The organism is Nitrosospira sp. Nl5 (genome assembly GCF_900102495.1).
Taxonomy (GTDB): Bacteria; Pseudomonadota; Gammaproteobacteria; order Burkholderiales; family Nitrosomonadaceae; genus Nitrosospira.
This window is the reverse complement of sequence record NZ_FMVQ01000002.1, coordinates 1-14,881: the sequence shown is the minus strand read 5'-3', so window position 1 is coordinate 14,881 and position 14,881 is coordinate 1. Positions and strand designations below refer to the sequence as shown.

Below are 14,881 nucleotides of genomic sequence, written 5' to 3'. Positions count from 1 at the left end.
AAACTGTTGGCCTTCAAAATCCTCAAAACCTGCCCTTAACCAGTCACTTTTTCGCTTCGATTCTTCAAATCCGACAGACTGCTAGTGAATGCTTAACTCTCCCCAACATCAACCCAACCAGAACCACCTCCTCGCCGCTCTGCCGGCGACTGAACTTGAACGTTTGAAGCCTCATCTGGAACTGATTCATATGCCGCTCGGCGATGTTCTTTGTGAATCTGGCGGTCGCCTTCATTACGTCTATTTTCCTACCTCGGCTATCGTGTCACTGCACTATATTCTTGAAAACGGCGCATCCTCTGAAATCGCAGGGGTAGGTAACGAGGGGATGCTTGGAGTTTCGCTCTTCATGGGCGGCGAAACCACGCTCAGTCGAGCCACCGTACAAACGGCCGGCTACGCCTACCGGCTGAAAGCCGCGTTAATGTTGCAGGAATTCAATCATGCCGGACCGATACAGCGCTTGCTGCTGCGTTATACCCAGGCGTTGATTATGCAGATATCGCAGACCGCGGTTTGCAACCGGCACCATACAATCGAGCAACAACTGTGCCGGTGGCTATTATTGACACTGGATCGGCTGAGTTCCCAGGAATTGACCATGACCCAGGAATTGATCGCAAGCATGCTTGGCGTACGCCGCGAGGGCATTACAGAGGCCGCCGGTAGATTACAGAACGCAGGAATTATTCGCTATCGTCGTGGACACATTATGGTGCTCGACCGAGCCGGACTCGAAACGCACGTTTGCGAGTGCTACAGCGTTGTCAAGAAGGAATTTGAACGCATGTTTTGCGATGTACGAAAATATTAATGTAATACGCTGGAATATTGCCACATAACATGGCTGACAACTATCTGGCGCGACAATGACGGATCTTGATTTTGAAGGCAATAGCGGTTCAAAGCGAAAGATGGACAAGCGTTTTGCGGTTAATTTCCTTTCAATCCTGCAGGCGTGAGCTTGCTGTCAAGTCTTCTCCATTTTTTACTGCGTAAAATACGTTCCGCATAAATTGACAAGTATCGTATACGACACTCCATAGTCTAAAGCGAACCTGGTCCATTCCCGTTTGCGCTTCCCGCCGCAAAGGGATCAGCAAGACATCAGGACATCCTCACGCCTCACGATACCGTACCCGAATGCATCAGTAGCTGGTTCATCCAGACGCAGTTGCCAGCGTGAGGGGTCTACCTTTAAGGGTGGCGCGTTGATTTCGCCTGTAATGACAAGCAAATGCTTGTCAGGATGGAAAGCAAGCCTGGTTTTGGCAATGACAATAAATATGTGCGCTGACGTACTGACGGACCCCTTCGCGAATCGTATTTTATACAGGTCAATCCGCTCGAATCCCATCAGCCATGAGAACGCGTTCCAAGAGAGTATTATTTATCTTCAGTTTGCTGGTCGCGCTTGCGGTAATAGTATTCAGCGTCTGGTTCGACTGGAACATGGTGAAGCCATATATAGAACGGCAGGTCACCGAGAAAACCGGTCGGGAATTCGTCATCAAAGGCGATCTCGATGTGAATTTATCCCTCAACCCACTGATCAGTACCAGAGGGCTTTCGCTGGCTAACGCCGATTGGGGCACAGAGCAGCCGATGCTCAATATCGATAAGCTCTCGTTCCGTGTCAGCCTGTGGGACCTGTTGTTGGGTGATATTGTCCTGCCGCAAGTATCTATATCCCAACCACGAATCATCCTTGAAAAAAGCGTGGATGGAAGGCGCAACTGGGACCTCAAGAAAGAGGAGAAAAAACCACCGGAATTACCAAAAATAGGAAAACTCACCCTGGACCGCGGCACGCTCCTCTTTCGTGACCCGAAGACCGAAACCGATGTAACGGTGAGAATATTCACTGATTCAGCGTCCGACGACGCACGCGAAACGCCAATCAATATCGCGGCGGAGGGCAAGTTCACGAGTTTGAAGTTTACTGCTCAGATCCACGGTGGAGAGATTGTCTCGCTCATGGACAAGACTTTTCCCTATCCCGTCAGGGGGAAAGTTCAAGTCGGCAACAGCCACGCCGCGTTTGACGGCACAATCACCGGGCTTCAAGCGTTGGCAGCGATGGACTTGAAACTGGAGTTGCATGGCGATGACCTATCGGCACTTTATCCAATTGTAGGAATTGTGATTTTTCCTTCGCCGCCGTATCGGATATCGGGCAGACTTCGGCATCAGCAAACCGAGTGGTCGTTGAAGGGATTCTCCGGGCAGGTAGGCAAGAGCGACCTTGGCGGGGACGTTCTTATTGATACCGCCGGCGAACGGCCGATGTTGCGCGCGGACGTCGTGTCGCAAGTTCTTGATCTGGAGGATTTGAGCGGCTTTATCGGGGCAAGACGCGCGCCCCAGCCGCAAGATAGCGCGGCGGAAAAGCAGGAAAAGAAGGCGTCGATCGCAGCCCAACGCCATCGCATTCTGCCCGACCAGGAGTTCAGGGTGGACCGATTGCGCGCCATGGACGCGGACGTCAAATTCACCGGAAAATCAATCCGTAATAAGGACCTGCCGGTCGAACATCTGGTCACGCACCTCAAAATTGACAATGGGCTGATGACCATGGACCCTGTCAATTTCGCGGTGGCGGAAGGAAACATTGTTGCCAGTGTCACAGTGGACGCCCGCGGCGAGATGCCAACCGGACAAGCGAAGGTTGATGTCAAGAAACTCCGCTTATCAAAACTGCTTCCCAAGAGCGATCTCACCAAAGAAGGGTCCGGTCTGATCGGCGGCATGGCGCAGATAAAAAGCCATGGGAAATCTGTCGGCGCCCTTTTAGGCGCGGCAGATGGCCACTTTGGATTGATCATGTCGGGCGGGCAAATCAGCAACATGCTGCTTGAGGTGGTAGGACTCGACGGGGCCGAAATCATCAAGTTTCTATTTGCCGGTGATAAAAATGTGAAAGTGCGTTGTGGTGTGGCCGATTTCGACATCAAAAATGGCCTGATGACGAGCAAGGCTTTTATCATCGACACAACGGATACCAATATCCTGGGCGAGGGACAGATCAGTCTTGCCGAGGAAACCATTGATATGAAGCTTTCCCCGGAACCCAAAGATTTCAGCATCGTGAGTCTCCGTACGCCCATCCACATTTCCGGCACCTTCAAGGACCCGACCATATATCCAGACAAGATGCTTGCCATACGCATTGGCGCAGCAGTATTGCTGGGTGTGTTTGCAACCCCGTTTGCCGCGTTAATACCGCTGATTGAAACCGGCCCCGGCGAAGATGCCAATTGCAGGGCATTGATCGCCTCGGTTAAAAAGTCGGCGCAAAAGAACGACGCCAAGTCTGGCAAGCATTGAGCGCACACCGGGAATGGGGACTTCAGTCTGCGGTTTGCTGTAGGAGTTTCGGTTGGCCCTACCCGATTATGTGTGGCAGCGCACGGATTAAAGCAGGACGATCGTAAAAAATGCTACTCGGTTTAACCCCGCGCGGGCCCGTGTTTTATTCTCCAAGGAGGCTTCATTATGCCAAGAGGTGACAAATCATCCTATACAGATAAACAGAAACGCCAGGCAAAACATATCGAAGAAGGATACGAAAAGCGTGGCGTTTCGGAAGATGAGGCGAAGCGGCGCGCCTGGGCAACCGAGAACAAAATATCCGGCGGAGGCAAAAAATCGGATTCAGGCAACGGCTCCAGGAAGCCGTGATACGCGTTACTGTTGAATGCCGGCTCGCTATTTAAGAATAACAGCCGGATTTGAATAGCTGATACAGCCGTCAGCGATTATCGTCGCAGTTGAACATCCAATTCAATGAGGTCTTCGTGATGGAAAATAGTAAAATTCCCCCCCAGCATCAACCGCAGCAGCCAGGAATAGAAGCAGAGATGAAACCGCAGCCGGATTCAACTGTTGAGGGCTACAAGGGAAGCGGCAAGCTGGAATCCAAAGTTGCGATTGTTACCGGAGGGGACAGCGGCATCGGACGGGCGGTAGCGGTTGCTTTTGCGAAAGAAGGCGCGGATATTGTCGTTACCTACCTCAATGAGCACGGAGATGCAAACGACACAAAAAAGGAAATCGAGCAACAGGGAAGAAAATGTGCGCTAATTAACGGTGATATCGGGGATGAGAAATTTTGCACCGAAGTAGTGATGAAAGCTATTTCTACTTTTGGACACATCGAGATTCTGGTAAATAATGCGGCTGAGCAACACGTCCGCACAAGTATTGAGGATATCACTAGCGCGCAGCTCGAAAGAACCTTCCGCACAAACATTTTTTCCATGTTCCATATGGTAAAAGCCGCCCTTCCCCATCTGAAAAAAGGATCACGCATTATTAATACCACCTCCGTAACAGCATACAAGGGAAGCCCGCATCTGCTGGATTACTCGTCGACGAAAGGTGCGATTGTGGCATTTACACGATCGTTATCACTACAACTGGTTGAAAAAGGAATAAATGTCAACGCCGTGGCTCCCGGTCCCATCTGGACGCCGTTGATTCCCTCGACCTTTCCTCCTGATGAAGTCGCCGATTTTGGAAAAAAGGTTCCGATGAAAAGGCCTGGGCAGCCTGATGAAGTAGCGCCATGCTATGTTTTTCTCGCCTCTCAGGATAGCTCGTATATGGCCGGGCAGGTGCTGCATCCAAACGGGGGAAATATCGTAAACGGTTAAGGAATTGAAATGCTCATGCGATAAAACCCATGACGCTCACTGCATTACGCCCGATTGGCATTTTGTCACCCCGTCCCCAGCCTCAGCCCACGTCCTGCTACGTTTCCAAAATCATGGGGTGTCGGGGACAAGTAGTAAAGCCCTGTAATGTGGGATAAGCTATGATTTATCCCGACAGCAAAAATATGGCATGCTTCCGTTTTCGTCCTGACAGCTATAAATCGGCCCGCCAGCAGTAACCTATATTTAATCCGGAAGTATAATCCTTGGCCCGCAGGACGAAAAAGCAGGAGCATGAAGTATGTTCAATTTAGGCTCCAAAGAACCTGTGATAGCGAAGGCGAGGACATTAATCGAGTGTCCTCCTGACCAGATATTCAGGTATCTGGGCGACGGATTCTTTGAAAATTATCCGAAGTGGTCTCCCGAGGTCGTTGAACTCGAAAGCATCACCGATGGACCCTTGAAGCTGGGCACCATCGCAAGGCAGGTGCGTATTGACCAGGGGCGGCGCACGGAAACCAAGTTTACGATTGATGTTTATGAGCCGAACAAACGTTTGGGCTTTGTGGGGGTTTCCGATCCCTTTCGCTGCACCTATGAGTTACGGGATATTAATTCGGGAAGATCGGCTGAGTTGATTTTTACTTTCGAGTTGAGTGAAATCCAGATGTTTATGCGCCCCTTTGAAAAGTTGATCCGCATAGTAGTCCAGGAAGGTGCCGAGCGTACGGTGAGAAACCTAAAACAATTAACAGAAGCTGCCAAATGTGTGGCGACTTCATCAACTCCTTAGCTCTGTTAAATTATCCAGGAGAAAAGAATGACCTTTGTGGTTGAAAAAGACCCCGGATTAATCCCCCAGATTCTATCCCAAATACTGGATGGCTCCGTTAACGGTATCACGTTGGTGGATCCAGATCAGGAAGATTTGCCCATTATTTATGCCAATAGGCAATTTGTGGCTATGACCGGATATTCCCCGGAGGAGATTCTCGGGCGCAACTGCCGTTTTCTCCAGGGAAGAGATCGGGAACAGGAGGCCCGCTTCGCGATGAAGCAGGCTATCGAAAATCGCCAGCCTGCTGAAGTGACTATTCGCAACTATCGAAAGAATGGAGAGCTTTTTTTTAACCATCTGACGCTCACTCCACTTTTCGACGGTGCGGGAAAGCTTCTCTATTATTTAGGTGTTCAGTACGACGTGAACCGGAACAGGGACATGATCTCGAAGTTCAGTATGCAGCAGGAAGCGGATACCCGGCGATTCCTGGCGTCGTTGCTACCGAGGCCTTGAATAGCAACACCGAGGGACAAGAATCAATCATCCCTCCGACGCGTACGTTGTCTAGCCAAGTTAATCAATTTAGGTAAAGAGGATTTACATGACCCCCCAAGCGCCTGTAAACATTCAGCGGCCCCGATCGGATGACCGGGCCTTATGGGACGTTGCGTTCGCGGTTTACGGGTACCCGGCGTTACTGATAGCCCACCGGTTAAAGGTCTTTTCGTTGCTTGGAGACGGCGCGCGCACTCTTCCCGATATCTGTGAGAAGCTAAACATTCAGCGACGTCCGGCCGAGGCAATCTTGACAGCTGCCACGGCGTTGGGTTTTCTTTCGCTGCAAGAGGAACGTTATTCTCTTACCGCCCGTTCAGAAGACTACCTCCTCGAAAAGAGTCCCAGCTACTTCGGTTTCTTCTGGGATATGATGATCGACAATTCCGAGGTATTCTCCTACTCGAACCTGGAGCGTGCGGTACTCACAAATTCCCCTCAGGCGTACGGAGGGGGTGATATTTACAAATCCCATGAAGAGCAAGCGGAGCTGGCAAGAAGATTTACCCGGGGAATGCACAGTATCAGCATGACGTTGGCCACTGCCTGGCCAAATACCATGAATCTTGATGATTACCGGATAATGCTCGACATTGGCGGAGGCTCAGGAGCACATTCAATCGGCGCGGCGTTGAAATGGCCAAATTTACATGCACTGATTCTGGACCTGGAGCCAATATGCGAGGTAGCCCAGGAGTTCATCACCCGGCACAACTTGCAGGACCGTATAAGAACCCATGTTGCCGACATGTGGAATGACCCCTTCCCTAAAGCCGACCTCCATTTTTATTCCAATATCTATCACGATTGGCCGAGAGAGAGAGGCCGGTTTCTCACAGAGAAAAGTTTCAAGAACCTTGAGCCAGGTGGACGCATTATTATTCACGACGTGCTCTATAACGATGAAAAAACCGGACCTTTCGCACCTGCCGCGTATAGCATGCTAATGATGGGATGGACCGAGGGAGAGTCTTACTCGGCTCTCGAATTGTCGAAGATGCTGCAGGATGTGGGATTTCAGGACATTCAAGCATATTCCGCTTTTGGATACTACAGCATCGTTACCGGTATCAAATATTAGCATCTGTCCCCGACAAGCCGGCAGAAGCGATGACGATTCGCTGTAATCCAAATGCGGGGTCTGCGCAACCTGGAGGCGTCGCCGTGTCTCATGAGATGGAAAACGATTCTTGAAAACGGTTGTCCAATGTTGAACACTGGTCTTAATCATCACATCATGAGCAATTCAATAAAAATATGGGCTTGCGGCCTGTTAGCAGGCCTCATTTCCCTTGCTGCAAGCACCGCGCTTGTTCACGCGGAAGAAGATCATGGCAAAAAGGCCAGCGAACATCTGAACGAGGCGATCAAAAGTGGAAAATCAGGCAGCGCTGCGGGGGTTATCAGCCATACCGAGCAAGCCAAGAAAGAACTGATCGAACAGAATAAGGATCACCCTTACACCCATATTCAAAAGCCCATATATGGGGAACACCAGAAGGCGGAGCACGATGAGGAGGTCTTTGAAGAAATGGACGAAGCCATCGACGAAGCCAAGGACGGCCACATCCAGGAAGCGGTTGAAGCGGTAGAGAGAGCGTCCGTGCATTTGCGGGAAAAAGAGCAATCCAGATAGAAAGGTCTGATGAGGAAGGGCTCGATCAGGCCAATCGACTGTTGTCATGGCGGTTTTTACGGTGTTTTTTTATCAGGTTTGAATCCCAACGTCTTCATTGCCGGGAGGATCGACCGCCTGCCAGCCTCATAGTCTGACCAGGGATCATTGCCCTTATCCAGCCGGTCGTGAATATTCGAGGCCGACCAGCGGCTGGCGCTCGTCAGCGACTCCAGTTCCTCCCATGCCAGAGGCACGGACACGCCCAGACCGGGGCGAGCGCGAACTGACCAGGCGGAGACGGTAGTTGCGCCAAAACCATTGCGTAAATAATCAATAAAGATTTTCCCAATACGATTACGCGGTCCGCTTTTCGCTACAAAACGCTGCGGTATGGTCGCAGCCAGATGCTGAACGATTGCTTGCGAGAAATCTTTGACGGTGTCCCAATCCCGCAGCCTTTTAAGCGGAACGATAACGTGCAAACCCTTTCCCCCGCTGGTCTTGAGAAAAGATTTCAGCCCCAACTCATGGAGAAACACACGGACAAGCTGCGCCGATTCCTGCATGGCTGCCCACTGCACCCCTTCTCCAGGATCCAGATCGAAAGTCATTCGATCAGGCTTGCCGATGGCATTCTTTGTAGCGTTCCAGGTGTGAATCTCGACGACATTCATTTGCGCGGCGGACAGAAGTCCTTCAGCGGTTGAAATTTCAATCAGCGGTTCATGCTCCGGGTCCAATGCGGGGTCGAGCTGGGCAACTCCTGGCATATTCTCCTTTTCCCAATGTTTTTGAAAAAACAGCTGTCCCTCAATCCCATCAGGTGCGCGTACCAGCGATACCGGCCTTCCTTTGATATGTTCCAGCATCAAAGGAGCCACCAGCGAGTAATAGCGTATGAGGTCCATTTTGGTGAATCCACTGGACGGGTCGATCACGCGTTCAGGATGGGTCACGCGCAAGGAAGAGGGAATCGAAGTCATTCTTGAAGGATTTATGTCACTTGGATGCACCGGCTTCTCGCGCCTGATAAGCTCGGCTTTCTTGTCAGTGCGCAAACCGTGAAAAACCGAATGACGAATATGGCCATCCCGCGTCCATTCGCCGAAGGAAACTTCAGCCACCAATGTGGGCCGAACCCAATGCGCCTTTTTGCCGATACCACTGGCATTGATAAAAGGACTATGGATAGCCGCGACTTTGTCCAACTTCGCCTTCAATTCGTGAAGCGTTTTATCGCTAAATCCCGTGCCCACATTACCAGCGTACCGAAGCTTTTGGTCATCATCGTAAAAGCCGAGCAGAAGCGAGCCTATACCAATACGGGACCCCTGCGGGTCCGTATAACCGCCGATAACGAATTCCTGCCGCTGGCTGCACTTGAGTTTTATCCAATCCGGCGAGCGGCGTGAAACGTACGTTGCGCTCTTGCGTTTGCCGATCACCCCTTCCAGCCCCATGCGACATACTGATGCAACAATATCGCGGGCCGGTGCATCAAAGGCCTCGCTGAAGCGCACCTGCTCCGGAGGTGGTGTTTTAAAGAGTGTTCTCAGAAATTCCCGTCGTTCGGTAAGGGGAGCAGCTCTTAAGTCATGGCCATCATAGAAAGGGATATCAAATAAATAGTAAACAATGTTCTGCGTCCGGGAATTGTCAAAGGCGTTCTGCAGGGCCTGAAAGTCCGGAATGCCGTTCTCGTTCGGCACGACGATTTCGCCGTCTAGCCAACCGGGTCTCAGACGCATTCTGCCTATTGCTTTCACGAGATCGGGCAACTTGTGCGACCAGTCGTTCCCATTACGAGTGAACAACTGTATTTTCCTGCCGTCTATTCTGGCCAGTATTCGATAGCCATCGAACTTGATTTCATAAATCCAGTCAGCGGGCTGATTCGGAAGCGCGTCGACGAGAGTTGCAAGCTGGGGTTGCATGATACGGGGAAGATCAGCTTCAGCCGCACCGCTGGGCAAACCGGAAAGTTTTTTTTTGGATGGCCGTACGTCATTGACGAGCGCGGCACGTTTTGAAATCCCCTCGGATTCCAGTTTGGCCACGCTATCAGGCATTTCATCCACAACACTATATTCGCTCGCGGGCCGGACGTACTCATCCTTCTCTTTAATTAACAGCCAGGGCTCCTTCTTTTTCTCCTCTGTATTTTTCATGCGAACCAGCGCCCAATGACCCCTTAACTTGTGGCCGCGCAGTTCGAATTTCAGCTTGCCCTCACGATAACCTTTATGCGGATCCTCAAGGGGAATCCAGGTTCCCTTGTCCCAAACAATCACTTTACCCGCGCCATACTGCCCCGTTGGAATCTGGCCCTCGAAGCGATTATATGAAATGGGATGGTCCTCGACATGGACGGCCATGCGTTTGTCGTGAGGATCGAAGCTGGGCCCTTTCGGCACCGCCCAACTCTTCATTGTTCCATCGAGCTCAAGCCTGAAATCATAATGCAAGCGGGTCGCCCAATGCTTCTGGACGACAAACGACAGCACCGCTCCGGTACTTTTACCCCGCTTGGCGATTCCAGATGGTTCGGATGTGATGGAAAAATTGCGTTTGGCGCGGTAGGCCTTTAATAAATCCGGCTTTGCCATATCTTAGATTACCCGACGCTTGCGTGACCCTCCGGCCGCGGTCGACGTATTTTCTGTATCCGCCTTGGGTGATCTTCTGGCTGGCGCCTTCGCCTGATCATCCTTCTCCCCGGTCTTCTTCAGGCTGCGCTGGAGCAATTCGGTGAGATCAAGAATCTGGGCTCCGCCACGAGGTGTTTCTGTTTGTTCGGGCTGAACCACAAATTGAATATCGCCAGTTTCGGCTTTTTGTTGCACGAGCTTCATGATCTCGTCCTTGAAGGAATCCCGATAGTTTTCTGGATTCCATGTCGAACTCATGTCATTGATCAATTGCTCTGCCATTTTCAACTCTTTTTCCGTAATACCCGCGGCTGTGACACCTTCGGCGGGAAGATCCAGATTCTCCCAAGCCCGAATCTCGTTTCCCCAGCGCAGGAGGTTCAACACCAGTACCGGTCCGGATGGCACGAGAACTGCGAGATGCTGTTTGGTCTGGATGACGACACGAGCAATCCCGACACGCTGTGTCTTGCGAAGGGCTTCGCGCAGCAAGGCGTAAACCTTGGCTCCCTTATTGATTGGAGCAATATAATAGGGCCGTTCCAGGTAAAAAAAAGGAATGTCAGTATTTGATACAAACGTTTCGATCTCGATCGTCTGGGTGGTCTTGGGATACGCGGCAGCGATCTCCTCCTGGCTCAAGATGACATATTGGCCATCTTCATATTCAATTCCCTTGACGATATTTTCCCTGTCAATCTCTTTGCCGGTTTTTTTATTAATACGTTTATAACCGACGGGATCCATAGTGCGTTTGTCCAGCCAGTCAAAATTCAACCCTTCCTCAGAAGTCGCGGAATGAAGCGCTACCGGTATATGGACTAGCCCAAAACTGATGGCGCCTTTCCATAGCGCCCGACTGCTAGAAGTAGCCATAATTGATCCAGTAAGATTTTGACGTTACACGTTGCGTAAGCAACCTGAAAAGATCGAGTTGTTGTAATGTCGCGAAAGTTAAGCGAAAAATACTGCGGGATCTCATATCATTTATCGTAACTTATGCGCTACATCTGATCCTTTGTCTGTGCGATTGCGCACGAAAGCAACCCGAAGCTCATCTGTGGATACAAAATGCGCGTCAATCAGCCTGGGCATGACTCTTGCCCCTCCTAATAGCCTTCGACGCGCGACAAAGGTCTTTTATAATGGCGAACCCTCGCGCATGAGTGAATTCCATTAGGACGCGAGATGATGGCGAGGCGGGTTGCCAGACAGGTTTTGCCGGATGGGAGAAGCCCACAGCCTGTCTCTGGACGCCGGGCAAGCGGCGAAAATGGCCGTGAACTGACCGCCAGCACTCGGGTAGGCTCGCAGGGCCGCCTAATGGATTATCTGGGTTAAAGCAATCGAGAAGCATCGGCCGTATAGATCATTTCGCAAATCGTTTCCGTGAGGGGTTTAAACTGTATGGATTATTTTTCGTTGCTACAATGGCCTGCAATGGTCGTTAATATACTCTCGGTCTGGTTATTGACATCCTCATCCACCGGCAAGCGTCATTGGGGATTTTTGCTGTCTCTCGTCAGCAATCTTCTATGGGTGATCTGGGGATGGCACGCTCAGGCGTTCGCAGTGATTGGTCTCCAGCTGGCTCTGGCTTCGCTAAATGTGCGCGGTGTCCGCAAAACCGAAAGTGAAGCGTGAGTGGCAGTCCTCGGATAACCCGCAGTCGTATATTGAATAGATAGCGTAAAAGAAGCTGGGCTCTACCGCAACCTGCAAGGTTCTATGCGAAGTGAAGCTTGAGAAATGAAAAAATCTCTATGGATCCGAGCCAGCAAGATTCTTTTGGTATCAGGTATCGGCTGTCTCGCGTTTGTCATCGCTTTTAATAACGTCGTTGATTATCAAACAAACTTCTTGTTTGTTCAGCACGTGATGTCGATGGATACCGTTTATCCGGGGAATGCTCTGAAACATCGAGCCATTACGGAACCTCTTCTGCATTCCACAGCGTATGCTTTTATCATCTTGTGCGAGTTTGTAACTGCCGCACTGTGTCTTTTAGGATCGTTGCAATTACTGAAGCATATCAACAGTAATGCCGAGATGTTCAACGAAGCAAAATTGTTGCCTGTCCTCGGTTTGTCTTCTGGTTTTGCGCTATGGTTTTTTGGCTTTCTGGTGATTGGCGCGGAATGGTTCTGCATGTGGCAATCTGCAGAATGGAACGGCCAGGAATCGGCTTTTCGATTCGTGGTCTGTATTGTCCTGGTGCTAATTTACATTGGGCTGGATGATAAAGATTGACTGAAGCAAGAGGTAAACCTCTCTATACGGTCTTCAGTGTCTGAGTGGTTTACGCGCTTTATCCATCCTGCCTAAGCGCTAAACCGGGGATACCAGCTGCATAAAGGGAAATGGGAAGTTGGCGCTAATGCAGGATTATAGAACGACTTTCTACATATTGCCTTGCTGATTGCAGGATATTAGAAATGAAACACAAACTAAATCCTTTCAAATATAAAACAGGTTTCCCCCCAGTTCCTGGTGGTCTTGAACTTCACGCCAAAGCCCGCCTGTTCCATTAGTTTTACCGCTTCCTGCTGCTCTTCACTCGTCCCGAGTTCGACAATAACAGACTTGAGTTGGGGATTTTTAAGGGTATTCGCAGCTCCCTTGATAATGGAAATCTCGATGCCGTCGACATCGATCTTGATGTAATTCGGACACGGCAATCCCCATTTATCACATAAATCATCTAACGTTACACCAAACATGCCTTGAATATGACTGGCCGGGATTTTCATTGTATTCAGGTCCTCCTTGCCAAACTGAGAACGGTTTCCACCGGCAATAAATTTAGGAATATACAGTTTGGAAAAGCCGCTTTGTCCGGATATGGCGACGCAATAGGCCGTAATGTTTTTCTCGAGCTTATTGAGATGTATGTTCCTGTTGAGCAAGTAATAATTGATGCACTGCGGCTCAAACGCATAGACCTGGATTTTATTGCCGAATTTCTTGGCGGGGTATAAAGAATATTGGCCAATATTCGAACCCAAATCAAAAAAACATGAGCCGGGTTCGAAACTGTCAAGCCAATCCAAAGTATCCGGTTCTTTAATTGAATACGTCTTTGCGCGTTGAAGAGTCCGCAAATTATCCACGGCGATACGTATCGACTGGCCCTTGACGTTTACTTTTGTATAGCCGCCTTTCATCCCGTAAAGCGCCGCAAAAAGCCCTGACAGAATATTCATGAAAAATGAAGACATGTTGGAAATCCTGAATTCGCCAATGGAACAGGTGGATTAATGCGGAGAATAACCGTTAACTATTGAGGTATGTTTTTGCCGGTAGGGGACAGCTAAAAGCAGTATTCAAATCCGTTTATTTTCACGCCGATTGTTAAGGGCGGAGTTATCCCACCACGGATCCGGACCCGCAACTGATTTTTTTAAAGCGGGCCCAGAACTTCGCTTATGCGTATTCATGTTATAGGGCGGGGCAATCCAATCAGCCAGAATATTGACGTTGTAAGTAGAACCACTCTCCGCAAGCGTCGCGGAAATTTCTTCCATGCTTACACCTCTCCTTGTCAGGAGGCTTTTTTTAAGGAACGGGAATTTCAATTCGGTAATGAGAGGCTTCCATAAATGGGAAGTCGGCTCTGTCCAATTCTTCGGCCGATCGCCAGGCTGGAAACGATTCATGGCGCTGTCCAAATCATAAAGTGCCGAGAGTTTAAACCGGCGACCAAGTAAGCGGGAGAAACCAACTTCATATCTCCTTATTATCGCCATCTTGAATTCCAGGACCTCGACTCGGTTAAAAAAATCAATGAACTCTTTGGAAACAATGACAGCCTTTTTACAATAAAGAAAATACGATTGCAGATGCGGATAGAAAAGGAGGCAGTTCGTCATTCCGACTATATCGCCCTCATGGTTTTCCAGTCTCGCGATGATATCCTTGATGCTGAAAAGTGGTCCCAAGACGCTGTCGTTAGCTAGGAGTAGCCCCGTATGGGCGCTATATTGAGAATAGCTCTCTAATCCTGTTTTCCAGCTATAAAAATCGTATCCTTTATTCTCCCGGTTTATTATTCTTATACACCATTCCGACAGTTTCTTCAGATCCACATTCGAGATGGCATCGCTCGAACTGATGAATACGATGTCAAATCCCGCCAACGCAAGCTGCTTAAGATAATAGTAGACGTTCTCCCTTACGACGCTTTCCTGATCGAAACTGCAAAAAAAACATACCGGTCTATCGTAATCTGCCGATATGCGCCCTTCTTTATGATATCTAACCCGAGGCTCTCCGTTTACCCTCTTTTTTTTGAGTAAGTAAAAGGACAAATCGCGAAAATACCTCACGTTATTCACTACTGCCTTAACAGGCCATTTTATGTGTTTTTTCATTCGTAATTTAAATGCGGCGCCTCAGCGTCGGGCTACCCCTTATGCTTGCTGTGCCAATCCGGTAAAGTTCTACTAACTCCGATTCGCGACACCTCGCGTACATTTTATCAACACTATTGAAGAAAGTTTGGAGGGTTTGTGGCCGCCAAGCCCGCTATCACCCAAAAGCGAGAGTCGGGGCGCGGTCGTCAGGCTGCATCCGGTCCAGGCTGGCCTCAGGCTGTGCTTGCGCCTCCAGCAATGCCACGTAG

The 14,881-nt window shown here is 49.9% G+C and carries 14 protein-coding genes; 10 read left to right on the top strand and 4 right to left on the bottom strand.

The features are described from left to right. Positions 1 to 88 precede the first annotated feature (88 nt). From BLP45_RS02420 to smbP, 8 genes are all read left to right on the top strand, one after another. Positions 89 to 814: a Crp/Fnr family transcriptional regulator gene (locus BLP45_RS02420; protein ID WP_090369469.1), complete on the top strand. Its 726-nt coding sequence runs from the start codon at positions 89 to 91 to the stop codon at positions 812 to 814. A gap of 548 nt (positions 815 to 1,362) precedes the next feature. After that, the gene (locus BLP45_RS02410; protein WP_090369465.1) at positions 1,363 to 3,327 is read left to right on the top strand and encodes an AsmA family protein; all 1,965 of its coding nucleotides are present in this window, start codon (positions 1,363 to 1,365) and stop codon (positions 3,325 to 3,327) included. Between the two features lie 168 nt (positions 3,328 to 3,495). Beyond that, complete coding sequence (locus BLP45_RS02405; RefSeq protein ID WP_090369463.1) at positions 3,496 to 3,681, top strand: hypothetical protein; 186 nt, start codon at positions 3,496 to 3,498, stop codon at positions 3,679 to 3,681. 119 nt (positions 3,682 to 3,800) lie between these two features. Next, positions 3,801 to 4,655 (top strand): SDR family oxidoreductase, encoded by an 855-nt coding sequence (locus BLP45_RS02400; protein ID WP_090369462.1) that lies wholly within the window; start codon positions 3,801 to 3,803, stop codon positions 4,653 to 4,655. A 301-nt stretch (positions 4,656 to 4,956) separates the two neighbouring features. After that, the gene (locus BLP45_RS02395; protein ID WP_090369460.1) at positions 4,957 to 5,451 is read left to right on the top strand and encodes an SRPBCC family protein; all 495 of its coding nucleotides are present in this window, start codon (positions 4,957 to 4,959) and stop codon (positions 5,449 to 5,451) included. Between the two features lie 27 nt (positions 5,452 to 5,478). Then, positions 5,479 to 5,952 (top strand): PAS domain-containing protein, encoded by a 474-nt coding sequence (locus BLP45_RS02390; protein ID WP_090369458.1) that lies wholly within the window; start codon positions 5,479 to 5,481, stop codon positions 5,950 to 5,952. A gap of 88 nt (positions 5,953 to 6,040) precedes the next feature. Continuing rightward, positions 6,041 to 7,075 (top strand): methyltransferase, encoded by a 1,035-nt coding sequence (locus BLP45_RS02385; protein ID WP_090369456.1) that lies wholly within the window; start codon positions 6,041 to 6,043, stop codon positions 7,073 to 7,075. A 156-nt stretch (positions 7,076 to 7,231) separates the two neighbouring features. Then, positions 7,232 to 7,630 carry a small metal-binding protein SmbP gene (gene smbP, locus BLP45_RS02380; protein ID WP_176754634.1) on the top strand — a complete coding sequence of 133 codons (399 nt, stop codon included), beginning with the start codon at positions 7,232 to 7,234 and terminating at the stop codon, positions 7,628 to 7,630. Positions 7,631 to 7,686: 56 nt separating this feature from the next. Here the strand turns inward: smbP and ligD are convergent, their stop codons facing one another. Continuing rightward, entirely contained in the window at positions 7,687 to 10,218 is a 2,532-nt protein-coding gene (gene ligD / locus BLP45_RS02375; RefSeq protein WP_090369452.1) for a DNA ligase D, read from the bottom strand. A gap of 3 nt (positions 10,219 to 10,221) precedes the next feature. Beyond that, positions 10,222 to 11,136, bottom strand: a complete 915-nt coding sequence (locus BLP45_RS02370; protein ID WP_090369450.1) for a non-homologous end joining protein Ku — start codon at positions 11,134 to 11,136, stop codon at positions 10,222 to 10,224. A gap of 531 nt (positions 11,137 to 11,667) precedes the next feature. On the opposite strand from BLP45_RS02370, the gene BLP45_RS02365 reads away from it, so the two are divergent. Continuing rightward, positions 11,668 to 11,904: a hypothetical protein gene (locus BLP45_RS02365; protein ID WP_090369448.1), complete on the top strand. Its 237-nt coding sequence runs from the start codon at positions 11,668 to 11,670 to the stop codon at positions 11,902 to 11,904. Between the two features lie 105 nt (positions 11,905 to 12,009). After that, positions 12,010 to 12,510, top strand: a complete 501-nt coding sequence (locus tag BLP45_RS02360) for a DUF2165 family protein (RefSeq protein WP_090369446.1) — start codon at positions 12,010 to 12,012, stop codon at positions 12,508 to 12,510. Between the two features lie 197 nt (positions 12,511 to 12,707). Here the strand turns inward: BLP45_RS02360 and BLP45_RS02355 are convergent, their stop codons facing one another. Both BLP45_RS02355 and BLP45_RS02350 read right to left on the bottom strand, forming a co-directional pair. Next, positions 12,708 to 13,478 carry an FkbM family methyltransferase gene (locus tag BLP45_RS02355; RefSeq protein ID WP_090369444.1) on the bottom strand — a complete coding sequence of 257 codons (771 nt, stop codon included), beginning with the start codon at positions 13,476 to 13,478 and terminating at the stop codon, positions 12,708 to 12,710. Between the two features lie 105 nt (positions 13,479 to 13,583). Next, positions 13,584 to 14,396: a rhamnan synthesis F family protein gene (locus BLP45_RS02350; protein WP_256327640.1), complete on the bottom strand. Its 813-nt coding sequence runs from the start codon at positions 14,394 to 14,396 to the stop codon at positions 13,584 to 13,586. Positions 14,397 to 14,881: the final 485 nt, after the last annotated feature.

What these genes read in the sequence shown, in the direction of transcription:
- BLP45_RS02420 (WP_090369469.1), top strand. Translation starts at nt 89, where the DNA reads ATGCTTAACTCTCCCCAACATCAACCCAACCAGAACCACCTCCTCGCC.
- BLP45_RS02410 (WP_090369465.1), top strand. Translation starts at nt 1,363, where the DNA reads ATGAGAACGCGTTCCAAGAGAGTATTATTTATCTTCAGTTTGCTGGTC.
- BLP45_RS02405 (WP_090369463.1), top strand. Translation starts at nt 3,496, where the DNA reads ATGCCAAGAGGTGACAAATCATCCTATACAGATAAACAGAAACGCCAG.
- BLP45_RS02400 (WP_090369462.1), top strand. Translation starts at nt 3,801, where the DNA reads ATGGAAAATAGTAAAATTCCCCCCCAGCATCAACCGCAGCAGCCAGGA.
- BLP45_RS02395 (WP_090369460.1), top strand. Translation starts at nt 4,957, where the DNA reads ATGTTCAATTTAGGCTCCAAAGAACCTGTGATAGCGAAGGCGAGGACA.
- BLP45_RS02390 (WP_090369458.1), top strand. Translation starts at nt 5,479, where the DNA reads ATGACCTTTGTGGTTGAAAAAGACCCCGGATTAATCCCCCAGATTCTA.
- BLP45_RS02385 (WP_090369456.1), top strand. Translation starts at nt 6,041, where the DNA reads ATGACCCCCCAAGCGCCTGTAAACATTCAGCGGCCCCGATCGGATGAC.
- smbP (WP_176754634.1), top strand. Translation starts at nt 7,232, where the DNA reads ATGAGCAATTCAATAAAAATATGGGCTTGCGGCCTGTTAGCAGGCCTC.
- ligD (WP_090369452.1), bottom strand. Translation starts at nt 10,218, where the DNA reads ATGGCAAAGCCGGATTTATTAAAGGCCTACCGCGCCAAACGCAATTTT.
- BLP45_RS02370 (WP_090369450.1), bottom strand. Translation starts at nt 11,136, where the DNA reads ATGGCTACTTCTAGCAGTCGGGCGCTATGGAAAGGCGCCATCAGTTTT.
- BLP45_RS02365 (WP_090369448.1), top strand. Translation starts at nt 11,668, where the DNA reads ATGGATTATTTTTCGTTGCTACAATGGCCTGCAATGGTCGTTAATATA.
- BLP45_RS02360 (WP_090369446.1), top strand. Translation starts at nt 12,010, where the DNA reads ATGAAAAAATCTCTATGGATCCGAGCCAGCAAGATTCTTTTGGTATCA.
- BLP45_RS02355 (WP_090369444.1), bottom strand. Translation starts at nt 13,478, where the DNA reads ATGTCTTCATTTTTCATGAATATTCTGTCAGGGCTTTTTGCGGCGCTT.